This window comes from Ruegeria sp. THAF57, assembly GCF_903914075.1.
GTDB lineage: Bacteria > Pseudomonadota > Alphaproteobacteria > Rhodobacterales > Rhodobacteraceae > Ruegeria.
This window is the reverse complement of sequence record NZ_CAIWNQ010000001.1, coordinates 138581-164429: the sequence shown is the minus strand read 5'-3', so window position 1 is coordinate 164429 and position 25849 is coordinate 138581. Positions and strand designations below refer to the sequence as shown.

Genomic DNA, 25849 nt, shown 5'->3' with positions numbered 1-25849 from the left:
AGATGCTGATCTGCATCAGGGAGGCCGGATAAATGGCTGATTTGAAAACAAACTTCTTGGGTATCGAAAGCCCAAACCCGTACTGGCTGGCCTCGGCGCCGCCGACCGACAAGGAATACAACGTCCGCCGCGCTTTCGAGGCCGGATGGGGTGGTGTGGTCTGGAAAACGCTCGGGGCCGAGGGGCCTCCGGTCGTGAACGTGAACGGGCCGCGTTATGGTGCGATCTATGGTGCGGATCGGCGGCTTTTGGGCCTGAACAACATCGAGTTGATCACTGATCGCCCGTTGGAGGTGAACCTAGAGGAAATGGCGCGGGTTAAATCGGATTACCCGGACCGTGCGCTGATCGCTTCGATCATGGTTCCGTGTGAGGAAGAGGCGTGGAAAGCAATCCTGCCGCGCGTGGCGGAAACCGGCGCAGACGGGATCGAGCTGAACTTTGGCTGTCCGCACGGGATGAGCGAACGCGGCATGGGTTCCGCTGTGGGGCAGGTGCCGGAATATATCGAGATGGTCACGCGTTGGTGCAAGAAATACTATGACCGCCCGGTCATCGTGAAGCTGACGCCGAACATCACTGACATTCGCAAACCTGCCGAGGCCGCAAAGAACGGCGGTGCGGATGCGGTGTCGCTGATCAACACGATCAACTCGATCACCAGCGTCAATCTGGACACGTTCAGCCCCGAGCCTTCGATTGATGGCAAGGGCAGCCATGGCGGGTATTGCGGCCCTGCGGTGAAACCGATTGCGCTGTCGATGGTGTCCGAGATTTCGCGAGCGCAAGCAACGCACGGCCTGCCGATTTCCGGTATCGGCGGCGTGACCACGTGGCGCGACGCTGCAGAGTTCATGGCTTTGGGATGTGGCACCGTTCAGGTTTGCACGGCGGCCATGACCTATGGCTTCAAAATCATTGATGAACTGACGGCAGGCCTGTCGAAATGGATGGACGAAAAGGGCTATAAGGACGTTTCCGAAGTCGTCGGTCTTGCCGTGCCGAACGTCACGGACTGGCAGTACCTAAACCTGAACTACGTGGCGAAGGCCAAAATTGATCAGGACCAGTGCATCAAGTGTGGCCGCTGCTATGCGGCTTGCGAAGACACCAGTCATCAGGCGATTTCCATGTCCGATGACCGCGTGTTCGAGGTCATGGATGACGAATGTGTCGCCTGTAATCTTTGCGTGGATGTCTGCCCCGTGGACGGCTGTATCTCGATGGTGCCGATGGCCGCCGGAGAGGTTGACCCACGTACAGGGCGCGAGGTTCAGCCAGACTATGCCAACTGGACGACGCACCCGAACAACCCCATGGCAAAAGCAGCCGAGTAAGCAAGAAAGGGGCCAGCGCTTGGCCCTTTTTTTATGGCGTCAGGAGCTTGCGATAGAGCGTATCAACGAACGGCTCGGCCCCCTCATACGGGTCTTCGTCCCCTAGGATCGCCCGGACCTGAACGTCAAAATCCGCGTAATGCTGGGTCAGTGCCCAGATGGAAAAAATCAGGTGATAGGGGTGCAGTCGCGCAATCCTGCCCTGATCCATCCAATCCGACAAAATCGCCGTTTTTTCGTCGACTAGGGCCTTCAGGTCATTGGACAGCGAATCGTGAATGCGCGGCGCGCCCTGTACCAGTTCATTTGCAAACAGACGGCTTTCGCGGGGCAGATCGCGGCTCATCTCCAGCTTACGTTGGATATACGCCAGGATTTCTTCCATCGGGTCGCCTTGGGCGTCCAGATCGTGCAAAGGGGCCAGCCATGTGTCCAGAAGGCCAGACAATAGCGCGGTGTGAATCGCTTCTTTCGATGGGAAATAATACAGCAGGTTGGGCTTGCTTAGTCCGGCTTCGGCGGCAATCTGGTCAACCGTTGCGCCACGAAATCCATGGGCTGAGAACACATTAAGTGCGGCGTCGAGAATTGCGGCGCGGTTCTTTTTCTGAATTCTGGTCGGGGCGCGGTCTTCAGGCATTTTTTCAGGGTGTCTCTTTTTCCGGCAGGCGGGTGCTGAATAGGGCAAAAAATCTGGCTGAGTCCTGCAATTTCTTGACTGATCTCGAACCCGTGATAGCGTGAGTTTGACCAGATGGTCAAATCAAGACACCAAAAGCGAGCCAAATCGCAAGCAACAGGGAAAAACAAGATGGCAGCTCCGGCGCAGAACCTCAGGATCAATGGCGAAAGGTTGTGGGACAGCCTGATGGAGATGGCCAAGATTGGCCCCGGTGTGGCGGGCGGGAATAACCGTCAAACGCTGACGGATGAGGATGCCGAAGGCCGCTCGCTGTTCCAAAAATGGTGCGAGGACGCGGGGTGTGCGATGGGGCTGGACCAGATGGGCAACATGTTTGCGCGTCGCGAGGGGACGGACCCCGAAGCCTTGCCCGTCTATGTCGGCTCGCATTTGGACACTCAGCCTACGGGCGGAAAATACGATGGTGTCTTAGGGGTTCTGGGCGGGCTGGAGATTATCCGAACCCTGAATGATCTGGGGATCAAGACCAAGCATCCAATCGTAGCGACTAATTGGACGAATGAAGAGGGCACACGCTATGCACCGGCGATGTTGTCCTCGGGCGTGTTTGCCGGGATGCACACGCGGGACTGGGCGTATGATCGCGAGGATGCCGAGGGAAAGAAGTTCGGCGACGAATTGCAGCGGATCGGCTGGCGCGGCGATGAAGAGGTCGGAGCGCGTAAGATGCACGCCTTCTTTGAGCTGCACATTGAGCAAGGCCCGATTCTCGAAGCCGAAAATAAAGACATCGGCGTCGTTACCCACGGTCAGGGCCTAAGCTGGACGCAAGTCACAGTCACCGGAAAGGACGCACATACTGGCTCGACCCCGATGCCGATGCGCAAGAATGCCGGCCTCGCAATGGCGCGCATTCTTGAAAAAGTAGATGAGATTGCGTGGTCCCATGCGCCTCATGCGGTGGGGGCGGCGGGGCATATTGATGTCTTCCCCAACTCTCGCAATGTGATCCCCGGCAAGGTTGTGTTTACGGTTGATTTCCGGTCTCCTGAACTGGAGGTGATCAACGATATGGAGGCGCGCCTTAGGGTTGCGGCTGAGGACATCGTGGAAGAGATGGGCCTTGAGATTGAGTTCGAAAAGGTTGGTGGGTTTGACCCGGTGAAGTTTGACGACGGTTGCGTGGCGGCGGTGCGGGATGCGGCCGAACGGCTGGGCTATTCGCATACGGATATCATCTCGGGCGCGGGGCATGATGCGTGCTGGATAAATCGGGTGGCGCCGACGGCCATGGTGATGTGCCCCTGTGTGGATGGGTTGAGCCACAACGAGGCTGAAGAGATCAGCAAGGACTGGGCGGCTGCCGGGGCGGATGTTCTGTTTCATGCGGTCGTTGAGACAGCGGAAATCGTGGAATAGGGGGCGCTGCCCCCGTCGCCCGAGGGCGACTCCCCCGGGATATTTTTAGCCAGATGAAGCAAGCGGCGCAGACCGCAACAGGGAGAACAAAATGAGCACTGTTATCAAGAACGGGACCGTCGTGACCGCAGATTTGTCCTATAAGGCGGATGTGATGGTCGAAGATGGCGTGATCACTGAAATCGGGATGGATCTGAAGGGTGACAAGGAACTGGATGCGACCGGATGTTATGTTATGCCGGGCGGGATTGATCCGCATACGCATCTGGAGATGCCGTTCATGGGCACCTATTCCAGCGATGATTTCGAAAGCGGGACGCGGGCGGCCTTGGCTGGGGGCACCACGATGGTGGTCGATTTCGCGCTGCCTAATCCGGGCGAAAGCCTGCTGGATGCGTTGAAACGCTGGGACAACAAGTCTACGCGCGCGAATTGTGATTATTCGTTCCACATGGCCGTCACCTGGTGGGGCGAGCAGGTGTTTGACGACATCAAGACGGTGATCGAGACACGGGGGATTAACACGTTCAAGCATTTCATGGCCTATAAAGGCGCGCTGATGGTGAATGACGATGAGCTATTCGCCTCGTTCAAGCGTCTGGCCGAACTGGGCGGGATTGCGATGGTTCATGCCGAGAATGGCGATGTGGTAGCTGAGCTCAGCGCCAAGCTGCTGGCCGAGGGTAATACCGGGCCGGAAGCGCACGCTTATTCCCGCCCTCCGCAGGTTGAGGGGGAGGCGACGAACCGTGCCATCATGATTGCGGATATGGCGGGGGTACCCTTGTACGTGGTCCATACCTCGTGTGAAGAGGCGCATGAGGCCATTCGCCGGGCCAAGATGCAGGGCAAGCGGGTTTGGGGGGAACCTTTGATCCAACACCTGACCCTGGATGAGAGTGAGTATTTTCACCAAGACTGGGATCATGCCGCGCGGCGGGTCATGAGCCCTCCGTTCCGGAACAAGCAGCATCAGGACAGCCTTTGGAACGGGCTGCATTCGGGAACGCTGAGCGTGGTCGCGACGGACCATTGCGCCTTTACGACCGAGCAGAAACGCTATGGCGTGGGCGATTTCACCAAGATTCCGAATGGAACTGGCGGGTTGGAAGATCGGATGCCGATGCTGTGGACCTATGGGGTGAATACCGGGCGTCTGACACCAAATGAGTTTGTGGCTGTTACATCAACCAACATAGCCAAGATCATGAATTGCTACCCAAAAAAGGGCGCGATCCTCGTAGGCGCGGATGCGGATATCGTGGTTTGGGATCCTAAAAAGACCAAGACGATCACTGCCGACACGCAGCAATCCTCGATTGACTACAACGTGTTCGAGGGAAAAGAGGTCAAGGGCCTGCCGCGCTTTACCCTGACACGGGGTCAGGTTGCGGTTCATGATGGGGAAATTCGTACTCAGGAAGGACATGGTGACTTTGTGGCACGAGAACCGAACGGGCATGTGAACCGCGCGCTGAGTACGTGGAAGGAATTGACGGCCCCGCGGCCCGTTGAACGGACGGGCATCCCGGCGACGGGCGTGTGATCTGGGTGGGCTGCTTTGGAAGCGGCCCATAACCGAATCTTTTCAAGGCACTGGAATGAATACTGAAAGCACCGCGCAGCCTGTAATAGAGGCGAAACAACTGGATCTCACCTTCCAGACAAACGACGGCCCCGTCCACGCGCTGAAGGACGTGAACCTGACCATCGACAAGGGGGATTTCGTCAGCTTTATCGGCCCCTCGGGCTGTGGCAAGACCACCTTCCTGCGTTGCATCGCGGCGCTTGAGACGCCGACAGCCGGGACGTTGACCGTCAATGGCATGACCCCGGATGAGGCGCGGCGGAACCGGGCCTATGGCTACGTGTTTCAGGCGGCGGGTCTGTATCCGTGGCGGACCATCTCCAAGAACATCAAGCTGCCGCTTGAGATCATGGGCTATTCCGCGTCCGAGCAGGAAGAGCGCGTCAAGAAGGTCTTGGAACTCGTTGATCTTGAAGGGTTTGGTGGGAAATTTCCGTGGCAATTGTCAGGCGGGATGCAGCAGCGGGCAAGTATCGCGCGGGCATTGGCCTTTGATGCTGATATCCTGTTGATGGACGAACCCTTTGGCGCGCTGGATGAGATCGTGCGCGACCACCTGAACGAGCAACTCCTGGCGCTTTGGGCACGGACCGAAAAGACCATTGGATTTGTGACGCACTCGATCCCCGAGGCGGTCTATCTCAGCACCAAAATCGTGGTCATGAGCCCCCGGCCGGGTCGGATTACGGATGTGATCGACAGCCCTCTGCCCAAAGAGCGGCCTTTGGATATCCGCGACACGCCGGAATTCATCGAAGTTGCCCATCGCGTGCGTGAAGGGCTGCGGGCGGGGCATTCGGATGAATAGGTCTGGATTCAAAGCGTTCTGGGCGGTTCTTGCTGTCCTCGCCGTGATCGTGGCCTTTTGGTACGTGGCGTGTGTTCCGATGAATATCAAAGGGGTTCTGACCGAGCAGGAACGCGCAGGTGCCGAAGTGCAGCCGCCTTCGGCCAAGGATCGGCGGGATATGTCCGAGCTGGGTCTGGTGCTGAACAACAGCTTTGCCATTCCCGCAACATGGGAACAGGATCGTCCCCGTCTGCCCGCGCCACATCAAGTTGCGATCGAGATGTGGGAGACGACGGTTCTGAAAAAGATCACCTCGAAGCGGTCGCTGATCTATCACGGGTGGGTGACGCTCAGCGCGACGGTTTTAGGGTTTGCGATTGGGACAGGTTTGGGCATTTTGCTGGCGGTCGGAATTGTGCATAGCCGCGTTATGGATATGTCGGTGATGCCTTGGGCCATTGTCAGTCAGACGATCCCGATCATCGCTTTGGCCCCGATGATCATTGTGGTTCTGTATTCCGTAGGCATTCAGGGGATTATCCCCAAGGCCGTCATTTCGGCTTATCTGAGTTTCTTCCCGGTCGTCGTGGGTATGGTCAAAGGTCTACGAAGCCCCGATGCGATGCAGCTTGACCTGTTGCGCACTTATAACGCCAGTCGGTCGCAAGGGTTCTGGAAACTGCGCCTGCCTGCATCGATGCCGTACCTGTTTACCTCATTGAAGATAGGTATCGCCGCGTCGCTGGTTGGGGCCATCGTCGGAGAACTGCCGACCGGTGCGGTCGCCGGGCTGGGCGCGCGTTTGCTGGCCGGCAGCTACTATGGTCAGACGGTGCAAATCTGGTCAGCGCTGTTCGCTGCCGCAATATTGGCGGCCTGTCTTGTCGGTTTGCTTGGGCTGATCGAACGGACGGTTCTAAAGCGGATGGGGATGGCGCAATGATACTGGTTTTGTGTGCAATCCTGCTGTGGCTGTTTGGCTGGTGGCTAAACAGTCGCCTCGCCAGCGGGCCTTATGCGGATACGCGAATGGTTCGGTTCCTTGCACCGTTGATCTTTGGCCTGACGATTATCGGTATTTGGGAACTGGTCGTCCGCGGGCTTGAGGTGCCATTGGTCATTCTGCCGGCCCCGTCGGTTATCGCCGTGCGATTTGCCGACAGTCTGCCCATCCTGTGGGCTGACTTTGTGCAGACCATCATCAAAGGGGCCTTGAGCGGGTATATTATTGGGTGCGGCGCGGCCTTCCTGACAGCAATCGCGGTGGATCGGTGGGACTTTCTGCGTCTGGGCCTGCTGCCTGTGGGGAACTTCGTGGCGGCCCTGCCGATTGTGGGGACGGCGCCCATTCTGGTCATGTGGTTCGGGTTTGATTGGCAGTCCAAGGCGGCGGTCGTCGTTGTCATGGTGTTCTTCCCAATGTTGGTAAACACGGTCGCAGGGCTGCGCGAGGCGACTGCCATGCAACGCGACCTGATGGAGACCTATGCCGCAACCTATTGGCAGAGTTTCCTCAAGTTACGCCTGCCTGCCGCAATGCCGTTTATTTTCAATGGCTTGAAAATCTCGACGACCCTTGCTTTGATCGGTGCTATTGTGGCCGAGTTTTTTGGCTCGCCGACTTTGGGGATGGGCTTTCGGATTTCGACCAGCGTTGGTCAGCTTTCGCTGGATATGGTCTGGGCGGAAATCGTGGTCGCGGCTTTGGCGGGAACAGCGTTCTATGGCCTGATGGCGATGATCGAAAAGGCGGTGACATTCTGGCACCCGTCGCAACGTGGATAACAACAAAACCTTAACAGACCCCGAAAATGGGGCATCAACAGCAACTAGGAGACATGAAGATGAAAAAGCTACTTAGCGGGGCGGTTACCGCCTTTAGTTTGGCAGCCAGTGCTGCACTTGCGGCAGATGAAGTGACATTGCAATTGAAGTGGGTCACGCAAGCTCAGTTCGCGGGTTACTATGTGGCCAAGGACAAAGGGTTTTACGAGGAAGAAGGGTTGGACGTCACAATCCTGCCTGGTGGTCCCGACATCGCGCCCACTCAGGTGATTGCGGGCGGTGGTGCGGATGTAACCGTTGAATGGATGCCTGCGGCGCTTGCTGCGCGAGAAAAGGGGTTGCCGCTGGTGAACATTGCCCAGCCGTTCAAAAGCTCGGGCATGATGCTGACCTGCTGGAAGGATGCAGGGATTTCCTCACCCGAAGATCTTAAAAACCGCACGCTGGGCGTCTGGTTCTTTGGCAATGAATTCCCGTTCATGAGTTGGATGAGCCAGCTTGGTATCGACACAGGCGGCAAGAGCGAGTCCGGTGTCGAAGTTCTTAAGCAGGGCTTTAACGTTGACCCGCTGTTGCAGCGTCAGGCCGACTGCATCAGCACTATGACCTATAATGAATACTGGCAGGTCATTGATGCAGGCGTCAGCCCCGATGAGCTGGTGACCTTCAAATACGAAGATCAGGGCGTCGCGACGCTGGAAGACGGTCTGTATGTTCTGGAAGAGAATCTGAGTGACGATGCATTCGTTGATAAGATGGAGCGGTTCGTACGCGCCTCGATGAAGGGTTGGAAATACGCCGAAGAAAACCCGGATGAAGCTGCGGACATCGTTCTGGAAAACGATGCGACGGGCGCTCAGACCGAAGAACATCAAAAGCGCATGATGGGCGAGATTGCCAAGCTGACCGCAGGTTCGAATGGCGCGCTGGATCCGGCGGATTTTGAGCGTACTGTTGGCACACTGCTGGCAGGTGGTTCAGACCCGGTGATCACCAAGCAGCCTGATGGTGCCTGGACCCATCAAATTACCGATGCAGCCCTGAACTGAACCTTTTCATTAGAGTAACATTACGCGGTCCCATTCGGGGCCGCGTTTCTTTTTTCAGTGTCGTAAATGTGCGTGTACTTAAGCCAATATTGACCTAGTATTATCATGAAATTGGTGTCGTTTAGCGAGTATTTGACCGTCAAAGGGAGAATATGCAGGGTTTTGCATCAGAATTCAGCGCAGCGATGTCTCTGATCCTTGAAGGCGATTCAGAGCTTTGGTCGATTGTGTTGCTCTCCCTTAAGGTTTCGGTATTTGCGGTGCTGATTTCAGCGTTGATCGGGATGCCGGTTGGGGCGGCGCTGGCCGTTGCACGGTTTCCGGGACGAAGGGTTCTGATCATAGTCATGAACGCTTTGATGGGGTTCCCTCCGGTTGTTGTTGGCCTTTTGGTCTATCTGATGTTGTCACGATCGGGGCCGTTGGGTGTGTTGGAGTTGCTTTATACGCCGACGGCGATGATCATCGCTCAGGTGGTTTTGGTCACACCCATCGTCGCCGCGCTGACCCGGCAGGTGATCGAAATGCTGGCCGAAGAATACTCGGAACAGTTGCGGTCGCTTGGGGTGTCGCGTCTGGCGTCGGTCCCGGTACTTTTGTGGGACGCAAGGCTGGCTTTGATCACTGCGTTACTGGCCGGGTTTGGACGCGCGATTGCCGAAGTGGGCGCGGTCATCATTGTCGGCGGAAATATCAACCATGTGACGCGGGTGATGACCACGACCATCGCGCTTGAGACATCCAAGGGCAATCTTGCACTGGCGCTGGCCTTGGGCGCGATCTTGATCGGAATAGCCGTGGCTGTGAATGCGATAGTCAGCACGCTTAGCCTGCGCGCCGAACAAGAGGGGCTGCGCCATGCGTGATCTGACCCTCGAGATAGTCCGGCGTCTGTCCGTTCGCAATCTTGAGATAGCGCGCAACGGCAAGGCTCTGTTGACAGTGCCGCGCCTGTCTTTGGATGGCCCGGGGCCGACTTTGATCCTTGGCCCGAACGGGTCGGGGAAAAGCCTGCTTTTGCGGTGCCTTCATGGGCTGATTGCACCGGATCGGGGGCAAGTCGAACAGGACGGAGCGCCACTTGGTCTGGAACACAAAGCACGGCAGGCGATGGTATTTCAACAACCCGTATTGTTGCGGCGATCCGTTGCGGCCAATCTGGATTTTGTTTTGAAGCGACAAGGCGTTCCACGCCGTATCCGCAAAACCCGGATCGAGGAATTGCTGGACGAGGGTGGGCTTGAAGGCAAGGCGCGCCAGTCTGCAAGATCGTTATCTGGGGGAGAAGCACAGCGCCTTGCCATTCTGCGTGCCTTGGCGTTGGACCCTGAAACCTTGTTCCTGGATGAACCAACCAGCGCACTGGACCCCGGTGCCACACAAACGATCGAAAGAATGATTCAGCGGGCCTCGAACCGGGGGGTGCGGATCGTCATGGTCACCCACGATATTGGACAAGCGCGCCGGTTGGCCGCTGATATCGTGATGATGCAAGGCGGGCGCGTGGTTGAACATGGGGCCGCCAAACAATTACTGGATGCACCGGAAAGCGATGCATCGCGCCGTTATCTTGCCGGTGGGTTGGTAACATAATCAATTAGCGGAGATCAGAATGATCCGGAAATTCGTTCGGGCAGCATTGGTAACGCTCGGCCTGACAGTTACGCCAGCCGTGGCCGAAGCACCGTTTATCGTGGTGCAATCAACAACCTCGACGCAAAATTCGGGCTTGCTGGATTATATCCTGCCGGGGTTTGAGGCAGAAACCGGGATCGACGTCAGGGTTGTAGCCGTAGGTACGGGGCAGGCGATACGCAATGCGATCAACGGGGATGGTGATGTTTTGTTGGTCCATGCAAAGCCAGCCGAGCAGAAGTTCGTGGCCGACGGTTGGGGGGTTGAGCGGTTTGACGTGATGTATAACGATTTTGTCCTCGTTGGGCCAAAATCGGATCCTGCAAAAGTCAAAGGCGGGACTGATATCGCCGCGGCTTTGACGGCTGTATCACAGGCGGAGGCTCCGTTCGCCTCGCGTGGGGACGACAGCGGGACGCACAAGGCAGAACTGGACCATTGGGCATCAGCAGGAATTGACCCGACCGAGGCGTCGGGCACTTGGTACCGCGAAACGGGGTCCGGTATGGGCGCGACGCTTAATGTAGCAAGCGGAATGGGGGCCTATGTCCTGACGGACCGCGCGACGTGGCAGTCGTTTGGGAACAAGGGAAACCTTGATATTCTGGTCGAGGGCGACCCGCGCTTGTTCAACCAGTACGGAGTTATACTGGTTAACCCTGAAAAGCATCCAGGCGTTCGGGCTGCCGCAGGGCAGCGGTTCATTGACTGGTTGATCGGTCCTGACGGGCAGGCTGCGATCGAGTCCTACAAACTAGACGGTCAGCAGCTATTCTTCCCGAACGCGCGGTAAGATCAACCGCTGGCCCCGTTATGATGGATCGAACCCAACCCTGACAGGTCATATCCGCCAAACTCAGCAGCGCGTGTGGCAAACCTGTCGGATTGAACAAAGCTTAGGAGCTTGAGCATAGGCTCATCAAAATAGGCGCGCCGCCAGATAGCAAGGTCCAGCCGTTCACTGTGGGTTGGCACAAACTCAAGATCATAAAGACCGGCCAATGCACCAAGGCCAAAACCCGCTTCGGCCTTGCCGTCATGCAGGGCAATGGCCAGTTCCTCTTCGGTTCGGGCACAGGTTGGAAGGGCGTCCAGATCATCGCGCGTCAGCCCTAGGGCGGCGAGCTGGCCATCAAACAACCTTTGACTGGCTGCGCTGTCTTGTCTCAGAACTACCTTTCGCCCCTTCAGGTCGGCAAATTCCGAAATTCCGGTGACGCCTGGGGCAAGCAGCAATCCGCGCTGTCGCTGCGCTATTTCATACAAGATAACAGGAGCCTCGCCCAATTGATCCCGCAATGCGCCTTCGTTGAATCCCTCATCTTCGTGAATGTGCAAAGCTGCGGCCTGTGCTGTTCGATCCCTGAGCCGATTTAACCCGTCGAATGAGCCATCATAATACGCTGCAAGGCCCGAACCGCTTTCGCGCAGGGCCCAATCCAATAATGGATCGTGGCTGCCTGCGACAATCGGGGGCAGGGACGGTTCTGCGACCTTTGGGCCGGTTCGCGAGGCGTTCAGCCAGGCGATAATCTCGGCCCGCGGAAACAACAGCTTACCCATGGCGCGCACGCAAGGCACTTCGCCCGAAGAGGCAAGGTCATAGGCTTTACGCTCGCCAATGCGCAGCAGGTCGGCCAGTTCTTTCGTGGTCAGGTATTCGGGCATCTAGTCCAATCGCACGGACGCGCCGGTCCCGGCATCTGCAGCACTGAAACCAAGCTGGCCCAAAGCGTACGGGGCTGCCACGGTAATCACGACCATCGCGGCGACGGCGGCAAGAAAGGCTTTCATGTTCTCCTCCGGCTCAGTTTTCGGGTGCCGTGGCACGACGCAGGAACGCGATAAGATCAGTCCTGTCGCTGGGTTGCGTGATCCGCTGCATCGGCATCTTTGACCCCGGAATGTAGTGGTCAGGCCCTTCATCGAAAAGAGCATTTATCGTTTCGCTATTCCAAACGATATCAGAGTCTTGCAGCGTCTCCGAGTAGAAATACCCCGGCAGCGTACCCGCCTTGCGCCCGAAGACACCGTGTAGCGTTGGTCCGGCGCGGCGTTGACCATCGGGTGTCAGGCTGTGGCAGATCGAGCATTTGCGCGCGAATTGGCGTTCACCATTACCCATTTCGTTGGGGTTTTTCAGAAAGCTTGGTTCGGACGATGCCATCTGTTCCTGCTCCCCAAGATCTGAAACCGGCCAGCTATACATGGCTTCATCAATGCCACCGGCGTGGATATTGCGGCCATCCGCGGAAAAGGCCAAGGCCCAGACCGGGCCACGCAGGGTGGCGCGAAAATCCTGTGCAATGCGCCATTCTACCGTTTCGATGACCATTATATAGCCCTCGCCGTCGCCCACCGCCAAAAGGCTCCGGTCTGGGCTAAGGGCCAAGGCGAGGATCGGGCGGCGATCCAGGGTAAAGTCCCGTTCTTCCCCTGTGGTTAGGTCCCGGATGCGGGTGACGCCGTCAACGGCTCCATAGGCGATCCAATTGTCCTGAGAGTTTAGAATCAGTTCGTTGATGCCGAAACCATGTTCCACCAAACGCAGGGTTTCCTGACCGGTGCTCAGGTCCCACACCCGCAGCGCGCCATCCATTCCTGCGGAATATAGCTTTGATCCGTCAGGTGAAAACACCACTGTATTCACACCGCTTCCAGTCGGGCCAAGCACCATGGGGGCTGACCCGTCCACCGGCCAAACGCCTATCGTGCCGTCCCAGCTTGCCGTTGCAACATGGGTTTTTGAGGCCGCGATATTAACGATCTTGCCTTGATGCCGCCCCACAACTTCACCGCCGGGCCAACGTCTGAGAGTGAAATCATCCCCGGCTGAGTAAATGGACGTACCGTTGAACACGACCGAATTTACTGCCGCTTCGTGTCCTTCCAGCCATTCGGGGGTTTGGTCAGACCAAAGACCCACGGAATTGTCGAAACTTGCCGTTGCGATGCGCCCGTCCGGTGCCGTGGCTATGCCCATGATCGGGCCGCCGTGACCCTTGAGCGTAAAGAACTCGGCCCAGGCGGGCAGGGGTAGCAATACCAGTGCAAAGGCCAGAGCGCGCATCTATTCCGCAGGTGAGGCCGCTGCTTTTCCTGCCTCTTTTTCCCGCACCTCTTCCAGCCATAGAGAATGGTGTTCCCGCGCCCATTGTTCTTCGACCTCTCCGGTGCCCATTGCGTCAAACGCACCTTCCATGCCGACGGAGCCAAGGTAGATGTGGGCGATGATTATGGCGATGAAGATATAGGCAACCATCACGTGCCACACTTGCGCATATTGCATTTCTTCCTGCGGGGACATCTGCGTCGGCAGGTCCAAACCTAGCAGTTGTGGCAAGCCCGTCGCATTGGCAACCGAGAAGGTCTTGGCAAATAGCGGCATCTCAAACGGGAAGAGCAAGGACAGACCCGAGAGGCTGATCGAAATTCCCAACAGGATACAGGACCAGAAGATAATCTTTTGGCCCGCGTTAAACTTCTTGGCGGGCGGGTGTGATCCCTTGGTGAAAAGCCCTCCGCCTGCCGCCAGCCATTTCAGATCGACGCGGTTCGGGATGTTGTGCGAAATCCAGTTGATAGTGACAATCACAAGCCCGATCATAAAGGCCCAGGCAAGGTTGTTGTGAAGCCATTTGCACCCCTGTGCGATCGTCGCAAACCCTTCCTTGCCGAAAATAGGCATCAGAAAATCGCGGCCATAAAGCGTCAGTAGCCCGGTAATCCCAAGGATCAGAAACGACCCGGCAAACAGCCAGTGGCCAAAGCGTTCGAACCCATTGAACCGAAGAACGGTGCGGCCCGTTTTTTCTCCGTCGATGCGGATTTTTCCACGGATCAGGAAGAACAGAAAAATGATCGCGGCCATGCCAGCAATGATATAGCTACCATATTCGCGCAGCGGGCCGGTGCGAAAGTTCAGCCACCACATACCTCCGTCCTGAATAAGGACACTGGCGGCGGGTCCCTTCGAGGATACAGTGACATCGGCCGATCCATAGCGCAGCGCGCGATATACATCGCTGTCGGACGCAACGCCTCGCGTGCCAAGCTGACCCAAAAGGCCTTCTGCATTTCCTTGGCCGGTATTTTCGGACCGATACGTGTTATCGACCTTTTCGCCGCGCTGTCGGGCAAGGATGTCCTCCAGCGTGGTTGCCCCACCGGTCGAGGCGCGCTCGGGCGCCTGAGCTTCGGAAGTGTCCTGCGCCCAAGCGACCCCTGTTAGGAATATCGAAACAAGCAGGAAGTAGATCAGGCGCATTTGTACACCCTCCTGTGGGTTAATGTCTTAGCGGTCGAACCCGCCGATCTGTTGGTGAAAAACCGCGCCAACCGGGGATAGGGCCGCACGCAGGTCGTCTTTCGCAGGTCCGTAGACTTCTAGCTGAACGGGTGTCAGTAGCGACATGAACCGCTCGGCGAAATTGGCGCCGAAATTCTGCATATGGATCAGGGCATCGTCAGAGCTGGCGTAACGCTCATAGATATGGATCGCATTGCCGCTCTGGTGCCATTCATAGCTTTTGGCGCCGGTTTCCTGAAGGGTGGCCGCCACCATCTCGGCCATCAGTGCCTCGAAATCAGATTGTTTTTCGGGGTTCAGGTCCAGCTTCAGCAGCCAGTAGATATCTTCGGTCATTTCAACTCCGTCACGGTCAAGTCGTACGGCGGATCCAATCAGTGGATGCCGCGCAAATTAGTGCGACAGCCCCCGACGTGACGCGGGGACTGTCGTTTTGTTTTAAGACCTTAGCCGTCTTTTTGGTCGTAGGCAGTGCCCCAACCCCACGCGCCCGAGCCAAACCCGCGCGCCACAACGCGTTCACGGTAGATGGCCGAGACCACGTCGCCGTCACCGGCAAGCAGGGCCTTGGTGGAACACATCTCGGCGCAGATGGGCAATTTGCCCTCGGCGATCCGGTTGCGACCATATTTGGCGAACTCTGCGGTCGAGTGCGTTTCCTCGGGGCCGCCGGCGCAGAAGGTACATTTGTCCATCTTGCCGCGCGATCCGAAGTTGCCCGCCTGCGGATATTGCGGCGCGCCAAACGGGCACGCGTAGAAGCAATAGCCGCAGCCAATGCACAGGTCCTTGGAGTGCAGGACGACACCTTCTTCGTTTTGATAGAAGCAGTCGACCGGGCACACCGCCATGCAAGGCGCATCCGAACAATGCATACAGGCCACCGAGATCGAGCGTTCGCCCGGGTTGCCGTCATTGATCGTTACCACCCTGCGGCGGTTGATGCCCCATGGCACCTCGTGTTCGTTCTTACACGCGGTGACACAGGCGTTGCACTCGATGCAGCGTTCAGCGTCGCAGAGAAACTTTGCTCTAGCCATTCGTTTTCCTCCTTACGCTGCCCAGATCTTGCAGAGAGTACACTTGGACTCCTGCATCTGGGTCACTGAATCGTAGCCATAGGTCTGGGCGGTGTTTGAACTTTCGCCCAAGACATAGGGGTCTGCTCCTGCGGGGTATTTCGACCGCAGATCATCCCCCTGGAAATGGCCGCCAAAGTGGAACGGCATAAAGGCAACGCCGGCACCGACCCTGTTGGTCAGCATCGCCATCACCTTAACCCTTCCGCCTTCGGGACCTTCGACCCAGACCTGTTGCCCATCACGGATACCAAGGTTGTTGGCATCGCGGGGGTTGATCTCGACGAACATATCCTGCTGCAGTTCAGCCAGCCACGGGTTCGACCGTGTCTCATCACCGCCGCCTTCATATTCGACCAGACGACCAGACGTCAGGATCATTGGATAATCCTTTGAAAAGTCGTTCTTTTGGATCGAAGCGTAAAGGGTTGGCAGGCGATAGGCCTGACGGTCCTCGTAGGTCGGATAGTCCTCGACCAGATCGCGCCGGTTTGTATAAAGCGGTTCGCGATGCAGTGGGATCGGGTCCGGGAAGGTCCAGACGACCGCGCGGGCTTTGGCGTTCCCGAAGGGCGCACAGCCATGCTTGATCGCAACCCGCTGGATACCGCCGGAAAGGTCGGTTTTCCAGTTGGTCTCTGGTCCCGCAACGGCGTCGATTGCCGCGCGTTCCTCGGCCGTGAGGTCGCCGTCCCAGCCAAGATCCATCAGCATCTGCATCGTGAATTCGGGATATCCATCCTGAATTTCCGATCCAACGCTATAGACCCCTTCGGCCAGCAGGTTGTCACCATCCCGCTCCACACCGAAACGGGCGCGGAAGGTCAGGCCGCCTTCGGCCACCGGCTTGGACATGTCATAGAGGTTCGGTGTCCCCGTATGACCCATCTCCGGTGTGCCCCAGCAGGGCCACGGAAGGCCGTAGTACTCGCCGTCGTTGGGCCCACCAATGGCTTGCAGCGTGGTTCTGTCGAACGTGTGCTGGTTGGCCATATGGCTTTTCAGACGTTCCGGCGACTGACCGGTGTAACCGATGGTCCAGAGACCCGAGTTGAACTCACGCGTGATGCTTTCAACATTCGGGGTTTCCGGGTCTTCCATTTCGATGTTACGGAAGAACCGATCCGCCCATCCGAACTTGTTGGCGAACTTGGCCATGATGACCTCGTCCGGCAAGCTTTCGAACAGCGGATCAACCACTTTGTCGCGCCACTGTAGCGACCGGTTCGATGCCGTGGCCGAACCACGTGTTTCGAACTGCGTACAGGCGGGCAACAGGTAGACACCGTCGGTGCGGTCATGCAGCACGGCGGAAACGGTGGGATACGGGTCGATCACGACCAGCATGTCCAGCTTTTCCATCGCCGTCTTCATTTCCGTCATCCGGGTCTGCGAGTTGGGCGCGTGGCCCCACAGAACCATGGCACGGACGTTGTTGTCCTGATCCATGTTGGCTGGATCTTCCAGAACACCGTCGATCCAGCGGGAAACCGGGATGCCGCGCTCATTCATGAGCGGCTTGTCCTTGCCTTCCTTGTCCTTGATCGTGGCGAACTGACCTTTCAGCCAATCCAGATCTTCACCCCAGACACGGCTCCAATGGCCCCATGCCCCTGCGGACAGGCCGTAATAGCCGGGCAGGGTGTGGGACAGAACACCAAGGTCCGTCGCGCCCTGCACGTTGTCATGGCCACGGAAGATGTTGGTGCCACCACCCGAGGTGCCCATGTTGCCCAGCGCAAGCTGAAGAACACAGTAGGCACGGGTGTTGTTGTTGCCGTTGGTGTGCTGTGTGCCGCCCATGCACCACACAACGGTGCCGGGACGGTTGTTCACCATGGTCCGTGCGACGCGGCGTAGCTGAGAGCCGGGCGTGCCGGTGACGCGCTCAACCTCATCCGGGTTCCACTTGGCAACTTCCTCGCGGATCTGGTCCATGCCCCAGACACGGGTGCGGATGAACTCTTTGTCCTCCCAACCGTTGTCGAAGATATGCCACAGGATACCCCAGACCAGAGCGACGTCGGTGCCGGGGCGGAAGCGGACATATTCATCCGCATGGGCCGCAGTGCGCGTGAAACGCGGGTCGCAGACGATCAGGGGGGCATTGTTCTGCTCTTTCGCGCGCAGGATATGCAGCAGCGAGACGGGGTGCGCCTCGGCCGGGTTACCACCGATGATAAAGATGGCCCGGCTGTTGTGCATGTCGTTATACGAGTTGGTCATGGCGCCGTAGCCCCATGTATTCGCAACGCCCGCAACAGTGGTCGAGTGGCAGATACGGGCCTGATGGTCCACGTTGTTCGTGCCCCAGTAGGCAGCGAACTTGCGGAACAGATAGGCCTGTTCGTTATTATGTTTCGCGGACCCCAGCCAGTACACGCTGTCCGGACCGGATTCCTGACGGATGTTCATCATGCCGTCGCCGATCTCGTCGATCGCCTGTTCCCAGCTGATGCGCTTCCACTCTCCGCCTTCCTTTTTCATCGGGTATTTCAGGCGGCGCTCGCCATGGGCGTGCTCGCGGACTGATGCCCCCTTGGCGCAGTGCGCACCCAGGTTGAATGGGCTGTCCCAGCCGGGTTCCTGCCCGACCCAGACACCGTTTTGCACTTCGGCAACGACGGTACAACCGACCGAGCAGTGGGTGCAGACGGATTTGATATTCTCAACGGCGGTGTTGGCCGCTGTTTGGGCACTGGCTGGCGTCACGGTTCCACCCGTGGCGCTGATCGCGGCTAGGCCGCCGATCGTCAGGCCCGAGCCACGCAGGAATGCGCGGCGATCGACGGTTTTCTCGCCGACCTGGGACAGGATACTTGTCCGCTGGGGGCGTCTCGCAACCCCGTTGGTCTTTTTCCTAAGCATTTCTTTCCTCCCTTGCTGGCCATGTAAGCCATGGCTGGCTTGGTACTGTTGGTGCCGACGTCAGGGCCAATCGCAACCGTCAGTCGGGTGTGACGTCGTCCGGTTTAGAACCGGGCGCTGTCGAGATAGGCGCGTGTGTGCGCTGTGTCCTGCATCCGGGTTTCGTCCGTCGGCAGCTCTGCTGCTTCGGCTTTCCCGGTCAGGCTGGCGGCGGCTACGGCAGCGGGCGCTGCGGTTCCGGCCAGTTTAAGGAAATCGCGGCGCGTTGCGCCTTCTTCCTTGGTCTTGCTCATGGGCTCCTCCTGTCCCAATTGCGGTTTGATGCCCATCGGGCACCGGTGAGCGGCGGGTTACGCCGACATTCGGAAGGCTTCGCGCTCGATCTCCATAAAGACCCGACCGGCAGTACCGACCGAGGCATAAAGAACCGAGTTCTCGGCGCCTTCCAAATCAGAATAGAAATGCGTGGCCCAAGGGCCGATATGTTTGTTCCAGAACGCTTTCTGGTCGTCCAACGTGGCAGGCGGGCCGAAACGCCCGACGATCATGCCCGCCATCATCTCCATCAAGGATGCGATGTTATCTTCTGGTTCATAGACATTCTGCGCCCGCGTGATCCCCCGCGCGGCCATGTCATTGCGCAACTGCGCCAAGGGTTTTTCGTTCAGGAACCCGGTGAGGTAGAAGCTGGCATAGGGCAGCAGCTCTCCGCGCCCCAAACCGATGAACAGGGCGTTGAACTCGCGCTCGGCCGACGCGGGCTTGGTGACCTTTGCCACCCGCGCCATCGCTTGTATGGCCTGACCTAGATCGCTGTCATCGCCGCTGAGTCCTACCACCTGATCCAGCAGCATTTGATCAGGTGGGCCGGCCAAAAGCAGACCCAGAAAATTGTAGAAATCCGCGCGCAGGCGATCCTCGGCCGAGGCATCCATCTGTTGCGCTTCATTTGCGGTCATTCGGTCACCCTTCGAATTCAAATTTCATACGGCGCGGGGCAGGGGTCAGTTCGACCTCGTCCGGCTCATCAAGTTCTATTTCGGCCGCCATCAAAACGGGTTCCGCATCGGGCGTGTCGGTTTCTTCCAACTCGATCTGAGGTTCTTCAGCCTTGCTCTCGTCAGCTTCGGCCTCGGCTGCCAATGCTTCGACATGAGCCAGCATTCCCTTACCGACCTGATAAGCGGTCTGCAGATTTTCGATAACACAGGCCGCGTCTGTGTAATCCTCGCCATAGTCAACAAGTCCGTCGACATTGGCTAGCACCGGGTTCAGCCGCCACAGCCGACGCAGCGCACGGCGACGCAGGCGGTCAGGCACAGCTTTGGCCATAAAGCCCGACACGTCATCTCCGGCCTGCAAATGATCGGGATCGGGCAGATTGAACTCTGCCAAAATTTCGGCGTCTGTCTTTTCTTCCAGTTCGGCCTTTTGCGCAGAAACGGCCTGTTCCTCGGCAAACAGCAGTTCGGCATCGGCTTCGGCCTGAACTGCAGCCTTGCGGCGGGACCAGAAATCGCGCGCTTCGGTCACTGCAGGATCCTCCGAGGTGCACGGTAGACGTCCGAGGTTTGTCGAATGCGCGCATCGCCCTTGCCATCTTCGACCAGATCAGTGCGTTTCTTGTCGCGCTTGCGTTTGACGAAAACCTCATCGCGGTGATGTTCCAACGCGAAATCCCGAACCCAGGCAATCAATCCTTCGGTCATCGGAATCTTCTCTACTATCTCTTCTCCGGTATCCGCATAGTCCTGCCCCTCGAACGGGGATGCGGTGACCAGAACTGCGTCCATCGGGCGCTTGCCATCCAGCGCATCACGCAAAACCAGATAGATCGACGGTTGCCCGTCCGACAGGTTCACCATGTAGGCTTCGGTTTCATCTGCCCAGAGGGTCAGTGGCAAGGTGGCGGCATGGTATTCAATGGCCTCACCTTCGCGTCGCATTTCAAGCCAATCAGCCGGACCCGCACCGGGCAGAACGGCAACGGCGCGCCAATTCCATTTGGCCCAGCGGGTTACACCGGGTGTTTTGCGCACGACGACGCCAATTGGCATTTCGATCTGGCTTGCGGCCTTCGCCACTTAATCCTCCCCGGAAGGCTCTCCCCTGCCTTCCCCTCGGTCCACTATGGTACACAAAATAGCTCTGTGCCAAGCCCGACATCTACGACCTTAGTCGTAGACCGTGATCGCAAGTTTGCGAGGAACCCGCGGGATGCCTTGGTTTTAAGGCTTGAATGGGATCATGAACCTGAACCCAACCGTTTTTGAGGTGGGGTTTACATTGCCAGTTTGGGAATACAGCCTACTGTGCTGAGAAAAGGCGCGACGTCCGGGGAGGGGATATGAGCACCAAAATACTTCTTTGTGACTGCGCGGGGTCTCAATCCATTGACGCCGAAAAGCTTGCGTCGGCCTGTGATGTGGCGTGCTCAAAGGTTCACACCGCCCTATGTACCCGTGAGATCGAAGCGGCGGCTGCGTTAATGCAAGAAGGCGACACACTTATCGCCTGCGGGCAGGAGCAGGACGTTTTTCGTGCGCTAGCGGAAGAATTGGAATTGGAGGCGCCAGGGTTCGTCGACCTGCGAGATCGCGCAGGCTGGTCCGAGCAAGGGAAAGATGCAGCGCCCAAGATGGCGGCCCTTGCGGCCGAGGCTATGCTGCCCCAACCCATAACGCCAAGTGTGGATGTTTTCAGCGAAGGGACCTGTTTTATTATCGGACCCGGAGCTGTCGCTTTTGACGCGGCCGAGCGGCTGGCAACCGCGCTGGCTGTAACGGTGTTGGTGACGGACGACGCTGAACCAATGTCGCGCGCCTACGACGTTGTTCGGGGGCGCATCAAATCGCTGAATGGGGCATTGGGCGGGTTCACGTTGGCGTTGGACGCCTTGCAGCAACTTGAACCTGGCGGGCGAGGTGCCTTTGCCTGGAGCGAGCCGCGCGATAAGGCCAAATCGTCCTGCGACATCGTTTTGGACCTTACAGGCGGGACCCCGTTTGTGCAGGCCCCCGCCAAACGTGAGGGGTATCTGAGTGTGGACCCCAAGGATGCTGTCGCCGTCGAACGGATGATGTTCGACGCCGCGCAATTGGTCGGCACGTTTGAGAAACCTCTTTACGTTCGGGTTGAGGAAAGCCTTTGCGCACATTCCCGGGCCGAACAGGTCGGGTGCACGAATTGCCTGGACATCTGCCCGACCGGAGCAATCACTCCGGCAGGTGAACATGTGGCAATTGACCCAATGATTTGCGCGGGATGCGGGGCGTGCGCTGCACTCTGCCCATCGACTGCAATCACGTATGAAGACCCGCCTGTATCGGCCTTGCTGTCGCGTATGCATATCCTTGCGCGGACTTATCGCCGGGCCGGAGGGCTGGCCCCTCGGCTGCTGGTCCACGATGCACATGGGGCGGAAATGATCCGGTTAGCTGCGCGTTTCGGTAGGGGGCTACCGTCTGATGTGATCCCGATCGAGTTGGCTGTGATTTCCGGTTTTGGTCATGCCGAAATGCTGGCTGCGCTGGCACACGGATTTGCTCGGGTAGATGTCGTGCTTGCGCCGACAACGGAACGGGAGGCTCTGGGTCGTGAGCTTGAACTGGCGCAGGCGATTGCCGGAAAGGACGCGTTTGGTCTGATTGACGAAGCCGATCCAGACGCGTTGTGTGATGTATTGTACGAACAAAACGCCCCGGCTCCGCTGGCTGATCCGGTTCTACCGCTTGGCAACCGCCGGCAGATTGCGCGGTTGTCAGCTCAGGCCCTAAATCCACAAGCTGAGGCACCGTTGCCATTGCCCGAAGGCGCGCCCTATGGGGCCGTCGCGGTCAACACCGACGCCTGTACCTTGTGCCTGAGTTGCGTGTCGTTGTGCCCATCCGGTGCATTGATCGACAACCCGGACAAGCCGCAGTTGAACTTTCAGCAGGACGCCTGTCTGCAATGCGGGATGTGCAAAACGATCTGCCCCGAGAATGCGATAACGCTTGTTCCGCAACTGGACCTCAGCGATGCGGCCCTGTCCCAGCAGGTGTTGAATGAAGAAGAGCCGTTCGCCTGTGTCGAATGCGGGGCGCTGTTTGGGGTCAAATCGACAGTCGAGCGTATCATGGAAAAACTGTCGGGCACGCACCCGATGTTCGCAACCTCGGACAAGGCGCGGATGATCCAGATGTGCGACAACTGCCGCGTAAATGCGCAGTTTCAGCAGCAGGACAACCCCTTCCAGTCCAATCCGAAGCCAAAGGTCGTCACCACCGACGACTATTTTTCAAAAAGAAAGGATCACTGAAGCTGAAGCGGCGCGCCAAGATCGGCGGCTTTTATGACGGATACGAAAGCCAAAATAGCCTCTAAGTCATCCAGCGTCATTTCGACCGGATGGATGGGGGATGGGCGTTCAGGATCGAACGGAGCAGTCAGCCCTTCGATTTGCGTGAAGGCCGGGTGGGGGTTGAGGGCAAAAAATGCCTCAAACCGTTCCGACCAGTCGGGCATTGCGCGCAGCACCGCAAAAGATGGTGTAGAGCCCAGACCGTTCATTCGGTTCCTGGGGCCGATCACGTGGCACCGCCCGCAATGTGTCATCGACAGTTCTTCGCCCAATGCTGCATTGCCGTCGATCACGGTTTCCTGCGGCATGGAGGTGACTTCGAAGCTGGCAGAAAACGGCGGGCCGCTGTTGGGGCTGAACCCTTCCACGGTGCGTTTGCCGATATCCGAAAGCAGCCAGTCGCGGAACCTTTCGTGTTTGGCGTCATCCTGGATGCGCAAATGGTAAATCACGCTGTTCCGGGCAAAGACAGGATCGCCCGGCGGTTCCGTTTCCAACACAAGAACGCCCGTGTCATCCGCAATAACGCGTATCCCGGTCTTGAGAGAGAAGCGCGGAAGGATATGTTGCAAAAGACCAGAGTCTGTAACCTCGGCGGGGGCAGCAAGTCCCAACGCCTCTTGCGACCAAGAGGGGGTAGCGGAGAGCGTCAGGCTCAGGCACAAAAGGACAAGGCGCATGGCAGCAGCCTAAGGGCACTGCCCCGGATGCGTCAAATAAACAGAAAGAGACAAAGACACATGGTAGGTCAACAGAATGGGTTTTCGGCATGAGCGTGCGTGACGCGGTACTGGCGAACCTGAAGAAGATCACGGATCCTGTTTCCGGGCAGGATATCGTCAGCGCGGGTGTTGTACGGGCACTGAATGTCGAAGGCGATAGCGTCAGATTTGTTCTAGAAATCGACCCGAAACAGGCCGAGCGGATGGAGCCGGTCCGCGCCGCTGCGGAACAGGCCGCGCAGATGGTGGACGGGGTTGCCAAGGTTTCGGCGCTTATGACGGCGCATTCGGACAAGGCACCGCCCGATCTCAAGCCCAAGCCCAAACCGTCGCAGTCCGGACCGCAAGCTGTGCCGGGAGTTGACCGGATCATTGCCGTGGCGTCGGGCAAGGGGGGCGTCGGTAAATCTACTGTTTCTGCAAGCTTAGCCTGCGCACTTGCAGCAGAAGGGCGGCGTGTTGGCCTGTTGGATGCTGATGTGTATGGCCCGTCGCAACCCCGGATGCTGGGTGTTTCCGGTCGTCCTGCCAGCCCAGACGGTAAGACGATCCTGCCGCTGCGCAATCACGGCGTCACCATGATGTCGATGGGATTGATGACGAACGAAGGTCAGGCGGTTGTCTGGCGCGGGCCGATGCTGATGGGCGCGCTGCAACAGATGATGAACCAGGTACAGTGGGGTGCGCTTGACGTGCTGATCGTCGACTTGCCGCCGGGTACCGGTGATGTCCAGCTAACGCTGAGCCAGAAGTTCAAGGTGGATGGAGCGATCGTCGTGTCGACTCCGCAGGATGTTGCCCTGATCGACGCCCGAAAGGGGATCGACATGTTCAACCAACTCAAGACACCGATCGTCGGGATGATTGAGAATATGTCCACTCATATCTGTTCGAACTGCGGGCATGAGGAACATGTGTTCGGTCACGGTGGCGTTGCCTCCGAAGCGGAGGCGCTGGGTGTTCCGTTGTTGGGGGAAATTCCCTTGCACCTGGACATTCGGGTCGCGGCAGATGGCGGTGCCCCCATCGTGGTCAGTAAACCCGACAGCCCTCAGGCCGAGGCATTCCGCAAGATTGCCCGCGACCTGATTGCCAAGGGCAACGCATGAGCGAACCGGTCTTTCCCCCATTGCTGACGGGTCACCCGGTTCAGGGCGGAGAGGACCCGTTCCAGCGTGCTCAGGCCATGGCCGCGCTGGGATGTGATGCGGGAACGGTGGTCTATAACATCCAGGCCGACCGCCTGCGGGTTGCTATTGTTTTTGCGCCCGAAGTTTCTTTGCAGGATGCAATGGCTATGCTGCCGCTTTGTTCGGTGGGATTCCAGAATGCGCTGGGTGCCTTGGCCCCGCCTGAGGTCGCGGTGCATTTGGATTGGGATGGACCGATCCGCGTGAACGGCGCCACGTGCGGCGTGTTTCACGTCGCGGCATCAACGGATGTCCCAGATGACGAACCGGATTGGTTGATTGTTGGTTGGGAACTGGCCTTGCTGCAAACCAGCGACGCGCCGGGCGAAAACCCCGACATAACAGCACTTTATGACGAAGGGTGTGCCGAGGTCACGGCGCCCCAGTTGGTCGAAAGCTGGTCGCGCCACACGCTGACATGGCTCAACCGCTGGCAAGAGGACGGTAACGCGTCGCTCCATGCTGAATGGATGGGTCTATTGCGTGGGGTTGGTGAGCCTTATGGCGATAAGGGCGTATTTCTGGGAACGGATGAAAGATTCGGTATGCTGATCCGCGATGGGTCAGACACGCACCTAGTGCCGCTGACGAAGTTATTGGAGAACGGATGATGAAACTGGCCCGAGCCATCCATTTCGATGAAAGTGACTTGAATGTGTTCCACTCTCCGGCCCGAACGGGTGAGTGGTGCATTTCAGGTGGGTTCGAGTTTTCGAATTGGGGCGACGGCGATCTGGAAGGCAAGGCGCGGCAGGCCTTTGCAAACGGGTGGTTGGGGCTGGAAACCTTTGGTCGTGTGACCTTTGTTGCCGTCACGCAGATTGAACAGGCCGAGATTGATCAGATCACTCAATACCTTGCTGAACACTTCGTGCACCTCTACGGGGCACCGTCCGTCGATGCCGCGTTGGATGTCGCGCGGTCCGAAATCGCGCACATGACCGAATTGTGTGAAGAACACGCGCCCAATACGTTGCTGACGGTTGCCCGTGAATTGTCAGACACAGGTGTTCATGAGGCGTACCGGATAATCACGCCACAAGAAACGCAGCTTGAAGCATTGGCCGTTCACGGCTCGCTTGACGACTGACGC

27 protein-coding genes are annotated in these 25849 nt (G+C 58.1%); 14 read left to right on the top strand and 13 right to left on the bottom strand.

The genetic code is table 11. The features are described 5' to 3' along the window. Positions 1-32 precede the first annotated feature (32 nt). A complete protein-coding gene (preA, locus tag RUESEDTHA_RS00755; protein WP_180883567.1) occupies positions 33-1337 on the top strand; it encodes an NAD-dependent dihydropyrimidine dehydrogenase subunit PreA in 1305 nt (434 codons plus the stop codon). A gap of 31 nt (positions 1338-1368) precedes the next feature. On the opposite strand, the gene RUESEDTHA_RS00750 is transcribed toward preA, so the two are convergent. Next, positions 1369-1977, bottom strand: coding sequence for a TetR family transcriptional regulator C-terminal domain-containing protein (locus RUESEDTHA_RS00750; protein WP_180883566.1), 609 nt, complete (start codon positions 1975-1977; stop codon positions 1369-1371). 171 nt (positions 1978-2148) lie between these two features. On the opposite strand from RUESEDTHA_RS00750, the gene RUESEDTHA_RS00745 reads away from it, so the two are divergent. The 9 genes from RUESEDTHA_RS00745 (at position 2149) to RUESEDTHA_RS00705 (ending at position 11039) form a co-directional block, all read left to right on the top strand. After that, entirely contained in the window at positions 2149-3399 is a 1251-nt protein-coding gene (locus RUESEDTHA_RS00745; RefSeq protein WP_180883565.1) for a Zn-dependent hydrolase, read from the top strand. Positions 3400-3490: 91 nt separating this feature from the next. Continuing rightward, positions 3491-4945, top strand: a complete 1455-nt coding sequence (gene hydA, locus RUESEDTHA_RS00740) for a dihydropyrimidinase (protein WP_180883564.1) — start codon at positions 3491-3493, stop codon at positions 4943-4945. A gap of 55 nt (positions 4946-5000) precedes the next feature. After that, positions 5001-5795, top strand: coding sequence for an ABC transporter ATP-binding protein (locus RUESEDTHA_RS00735; protein ID WP_180883563.1), 795 nt, complete (start codon positions 5001-5003; stop codon positions 5793-5795). After that, the gene (locus tag RUESEDTHA_RS00730) at positions 5788-6720 is read left to right on the top strand and encodes an ABC transporter permease (protein ID WP_180883562.1); all 933 of its coding nucleotides are present in this window, start codon (positions 5788-5790) and stop codon (positions 6718-6720) included. The genes RUESEDTHA_RS00735 and RUESEDTHA_RS00730 overlap by 8 nt, the downstream gene beginning before the upstream one ends. Beyond that, a complete protein-coding gene (locus tag RUESEDTHA_RS00725) occupies positions 6717-7562 on the top strand; it encodes an ABC transporter permease (RefSeq protein ID WP_180883561.1) in 846 nt (281 codons plus the stop codon). The genes RUESEDTHA_RS00730 and RUESEDTHA_RS00725 overlap by 4 nt, the downstream gene beginning before the upstream one ends. Positions 7563-7621: 59 nt before the next feature. Beyond that, positions 7622-8611 carry an ABC transporter substrate-binding protein gene (locus RUESEDTHA_RS00720; protein WP_180883560.1) on the top strand — a complete coding sequence of 330 codons (990 nt, stop codon included), beginning with the start codon at positions 7622-7624 and terminating at the stop codon, positions 8609-8611. Between the two features lie 152 nt (positions 8612-8763). Continuing rightward, positions 8764-9477 carry an ABC transporter permease gene (locus RUESEDTHA_RS00715; RefSeq protein ID WP_180883559.1) on the top strand — a complete coding sequence of 238 codons (714 nt, stop codon included), beginning with the start codon at positions 8764-8766 and terminating at the stop codon, positions 9475-9477. Next, on the top strand, positions 9470-10204 hold the full coding sequence (locus RUESEDTHA_RS00710) for an ATP-binding cassette domain-containing protein (RefSeq protein WP_180883558.1): 735 nt from the start codon (positions 9470-9472) through the stop codon (positions 10202-10204). The genes RUESEDTHA_RS00715 and RUESEDTHA_RS00710 overlap by 8 nt, the downstream gene beginning before the upstream one ends. Positions 10205-10223: 19 nt before the next feature. Beyond that, a complete protein-coding gene (locus RUESEDTHA_RS00705) occupies positions 10224-11039 on the top strand; it encodes an extracellular solute-binding protein (RefSeq protein WP_180883557.1) in 816 nt (271 codons plus the stop codon). Positions 11040-11041: 2 nt separating this feature from the next. On the opposite strand, the gene RUESEDTHA_RS00700 is transcribed toward RUESEDTHA_RS00705, so the two are convergent. The 11 genes from RUESEDTHA_RS00700 to RUESEDTHA_RS00655 form a co-directional block, all read right to left on the bottom strand. Continuing rightward, on the bottom strand, positions 11042-11914 hold the full coding sequence (locus tag RUESEDTHA_RS00700) for a helix-turn-helix transcriptional regulator (RefSeq protein WP_180883556.1): 873 nt from the start codon (positions 11912-11914) through the stop codon (positions 11042-11044). Further along, complete coding sequence (locus tag RUESEDTHA_RS20790) at positions 11915-12040, bottom strand: hypothetical protein (protein WP_255431569.1); 126 nt, start codon at positions 12038-12040, stop codon at positions 11915-11917. Between the two features lie 13 nt (positions 12041-12053). Then, entirely contained in the window at positions 12054-13316 is a 1263-nt protein-coding gene (locus tag RUESEDTHA_RS00695; RefSeq protein ID WP_180883555.1) for a c-type cytochrome, read from the bottom strand. Then, positions 13317-14513, bottom strand: a complete 1197-nt coding sequence (locus RUESEDTHA_RS00690) for a formate dehydrogenase subunit gamma (RefSeq protein ID WP_180883554.1) — start codon at positions 14511-14513, stop codon at positions 13317-13319. Between the two features lie 27 nt (positions 14514-14540). Beyond that, positions 14541-14891 carry a putative quinol monooxygenase gene (locus tag RUESEDTHA_RS00685; RefSeq protein WP_171210623.1) on the bottom strand — a complete coding sequence of 117 codons (351 nt, stop codon included), beginning with the start codon at positions 14889-14891 and terminating at the stop codon, positions 14541-14543. A 110-nt stretch (positions 14892-15001) separates the two neighbouring features. Beyond that, complete coding sequence (gene fdh3B, locus RUESEDTHA_RS00680; protein ID WP_037307340.1) at positions 15002-15595, bottom strand: formate dehydrogenase FDH3 subunit beta; 594 nt, start codon at positions 15593-15595, stop codon at positions 15002-15004. A 12-nt stretch (positions 15596-15607) separates the two neighbouring features. Next, positions 15608-18502, bottom strand: a complete 2895-nt coding sequence (locus tag RUESEDTHA_RS00675; protein WP_180883553.1) for a formate dehydrogenase subunit alpha — start codon at positions 18500-18502, stop codon at positions 15608-15610. A gap of 104 nt (positions 18503-18606) precedes the next feature. Next, complete coding sequence (locus RUESEDTHA_RS00670; RefSeq protein ID WP_039530250.1) at positions 18607-18795, bottom strand: ubiquinol-cytochrome c reductase iron-sulfur subunit N-terminal domain-containing protein; 189 nt, start codon at positions 18793-18795, stop codon at positions 18607-18609. Between the two features lie 57 nt (positions 18796-18852). Continuing rightward, positions 18853-19461, bottom strand: a complete 609-nt coding sequence (locus tag RUESEDTHA_RS00665) for a molecular chaperone (RefSeq protein ID WP_180883552.1) — start codon at positions 19459-19461, stop codon at positions 18853-18855. Between the two features lie 4 nt (positions 19462-19465). Beyond that, on the bottom strand, positions 19466-20035 hold the full coding sequence (locus RUESEDTHA_RS00660) for a DUF3306 domain-containing protein (protein ID WP_180883551.1): 570 nt from the start codon (positions 20033-20035) through the stop codon (positions 19466-19468). After that, positions 20032-20586 (bottom strand): DUF3305 domain-containing protein, encoded by a 555-nt coding sequence (locus tag RUESEDTHA_RS00655; RefSeq protein WP_171121155.1) that lies wholly within the window; start codon positions 20584-20586, stop codon positions 20032-20034. The genes RUESEDTHA_RS00660 and RUESEDTHA_RS00655 overlap by 4 nt, the downstream gene beginning before the upstream one ends. A 263-nt stretch (positions 20587-20849) precedes the next feature. Here RUESEDTHA_RS00655 and RUESEDTHA_RS00650 point away from each other — a divergent pair, with 263 nt between their 5' ends. Next, positions 20850-22802 (top strand): 4Fe-4S binding protein, encoded by a 1953-nt coding sequence (locus RUESEDTHA_RS00650; RefSeq protein ID WP_180883550.1) that lies wholly within the window; start codon positions 20850-20852, stop codon positions 22800-22802. On the opposite strand, the gene RUESEDTHA_RS00645 is transcribed toward RUESEDTHA_RS00650, so the two are convergent. Next, entirely contained in the window at positions 22796-23524 is a 729-nt protein-coding gene (locus tag RUESEDTHA_RS00645) for a cytochrome c (RefSeq protein WP_180883549.1), read from the bottom strand. The two genes, RUESEDTHA_RS00650 and RUESEDTHA_RS00645, sit on opposite strands and share 7 nt — an antisense overlap. An 89-nt stretch (positions 23525-23613) precedes the next feature. Here RUESEDTHA_RS00645 and RUESEDTHA_RS00640 point away from each other — a divergent pair, with 89 nt between their 5' ends. From RUESEDTHA_RS00640 to RUESEDTHA_RS00630, 3 genes are read left to right on the top strand one after another with little or no spacing between them, the layout of a single operon-like run. Continuing rightward, the gene (locus RUESEDTHA_RS00640) at positions 23614-24675 is read left to right on the top strand and encodes an Mrp/NBP35 family ATP-binding protein (protein ID WP_180883548.1); all 1062 of its coding nucleotides are present in this window, start codon (positions 23614-23616) and stop codon (positions 24673-24675) included. Then, positions 24672-25367 (top strand): biotin/lipoate--protein ligase family protein, encoded by a 696-nt coding sequence (locus RUESEDTHA_RS00635; protein ID WP_180883547.1) that lies wholly within the window; start codon positions 24672-24674, stop codon positions 25365-25367. Before RUESEDTHA_RS00640 ends, RUESEDTHA_RS00635 begins: the two co-directional genes overlap by 4 nt. Next, the gene (locus RUESEDTHA_RS00630; RefSeq protein ID WP_180884547.1) at positions 25367-25846 is read left to right on the top strand and encodes a DUF6505 family protein; all 480 of its coding nucleotides are present in this window, start codon (positions 25367-25369) and stop codon (positions 25844-25846) included. The genes RUESEDTHA_RS00635 and RUESEDTHA_RS00630 overlap by 1 nt, the downstream gene beginning before the upstream one ends. Positions 25847-25849 lie beyond the last annotated feature (3 nt).

Excerpts from the sequence above, each read along its gene's own strand:
- RUESEDTHA_RS00685 (WP_171210623.1), bottom strand. The coding sequence starts at position 14,891 with ATGACCGAAGATATCTACTGGCTGCTGAAGCTGGACCTGAACCCCGAA.
- RUESEDTHA_RS00725 (WP_180883561.1), top strand. The coding sequence starts at position 6,717 with ATGATACTGGTTTTGTGTGCAATCCTGCTGTGGCTGTTTGGCTGGTGG.
- RUESEDTHA_RS00695 (WP_180883555.1), bottom strand. The coding sequence starts at position 13,316 with ATGCGCGCTCTGGCCTTTGCACTGGTATTGCTACCCCTGCCCGCCTGG.
- RUESEDTHA_RS00705 (WP_180883557.1), top strand. The coding sequence starts at position 10,224 with ATGATCCGGAAATTCGTTCGGGCAGCATTGGTAACGCTCGGCCTGACA.
- RUESEDTHA_RS00665 (WP_180883552.1), bottom strand. The coding sequence starts at position 19,461 with ATGACCGCAAATGAAGCGCAACAGATGGATGCCTCGGCCGAGGATCGC.
- RUESEDTHA_RS20790 (WP_255431569.1), bottom strand. The coding sequence starts at position 12,040 with ATGAAAGCCTTTCTTGCCGCCGTCGCCGCGATGGTCGTGATTACCGTG.
- RUESEDTHA_RS00645 (WP_180883549.1), bottom strand. The coding sequence starts at position 23,524 with ATGCGCCTTGTCCTTTTGTGCCTGAGCCTGACGCTCTCCGCTACCCCC.
- RUESEDTHA_RS00730 (WP_180883562.1), top strand. The coding sequence starts at position 5,788 with ATGAATAGGTCTGGATTCAAAGCGTTCTGGGCGGTTCTTGCTGTCCTC.
- RUESEDTHA_RS00745 (WP_180883565.1), top strand. The coding sequence starts at position 2,149 with ATGGCAGCTCCGGCGCAGAACCTCAGGATCAATGGCGAAAGGTTGTGG.
- RUESEDTHA_RS00700 (WP_180883556.1), bottom strand. The coding sequence starts at position 11,914 with ATGCCCGAATACCTGACCACGAAAGAACTGGCCGACCTGCTGCGCATT.
- RUESEDTHA_RS00635 (WP_180883547.1), top strand. The coding sequence starts at position 24,672 with ATGAGCGAACCGGTCTTTCCCCCATTGCTGACGGGTCACCCGGTTCAG.
- RUESEDTHA_RS00735 (WP_180883563.1), top strand. The coding sequence starts at position 5,001 with ATGAATACTGAAAGCACCGCGCAGCCTGTAATAGAGGCGAAACAACTG.
- RUESEDTHA_RS00720 (WP_180883560.1), top strand. The coding sequence starts at position 7,622 with ATGAAAAAGCTACTTAGCGGGGCGGTTACCGCCTTTAGTTTGGCAGCC.
- RUESEDTHA_RS00640 (WP_180883548.1), top strand. The coding sequence starts at position 23,614 with ATGAGCGTGCGTGACGCGGTACTGGCGAACCTGAAGAAGATCACGGAT.
- RUESEDTHA_RS00710 (WP_180883558.1), top strand. The coding sequence starts at position 9,470 with ATGCGTGATCTGACCCTCGAGATAGTCCGGCGTCTGTCCGTTCGCAAT.
- RUESEDTHA_RS00650 (WP_180883550.1), top strand. The coding sequence starts at position 20,850 with ATGAGCACCAAAATACTTCTTTGTGACTGCGCGGGGTCTCAATCCATT.
- RUESEDTHA_RS00630 (WP_180884547.1), top strand. The coding sequence starts at position 25,367 with ATGAAACTGGCCCGAGCCATCCATTTCGATGAAAGTGACTTGAATGTG.
- fdh3B (WP_037307340.1), bottom strand. The coding sequence starts at position 15,595 with ATGGCTAGAGCAAAGTTTCTCTGCGACGCTGAACGCTGCATCGAGTGC.
- preA (WP_180883567.1), top strand. The coding sequence starts at position 33 with ATGGCTGATTTGAAAACAAACTTCTTGGGTATCGAAAGCCCAAACCCG.
- RUESEDTHA_RS00750 (WP_180883566.1), bottom strand. The coding sequence starts at position 1,977 with ATGCCTGAAGACCGCGCCCCGACCAGAATTCAGAAAAAGAACCGCGCC.
- RUESEDTHA_RS00675 (WP_180883553.1), bottom strand. The coding sequence starts at position 18,502 with ATGCTTAGGAAAAAGACCAACGGGGTTGCGAGACGCCCCCAGCGGACA.
- hydA (WP_180883564.1), top strand. The coding sequence starts at position 3,491 with ATGAGCACTGTTATCAAGAACGGGACCGTCGTGACCGCAGATTTGTCC.
- RUESEDTHA_RS00670 (WP_039530250.1), bottom strand. The coding sequence starts at position 18,795 with ATGAGCAAGACCAAGGAAGAAGGCGCAACGCGCCGCGATTTCCTTAAA.
- RUESEDTHA_RS00715 (WP_180883559.1), top strand. The coding sequence starts at position 8,764 with ATGCAGGGTTTTGCATCAGAATTCAGCGCAGCGATGTCTCTGATCCTT.
- RUESEDTHA_RS00690 (WP_180883554.1), bottom strand. The coding sequence starts at position 14,513 with ATGCGCCTGATCTACTTCCTGCTTGTTTCGATATTCCTAACAGGGGTC.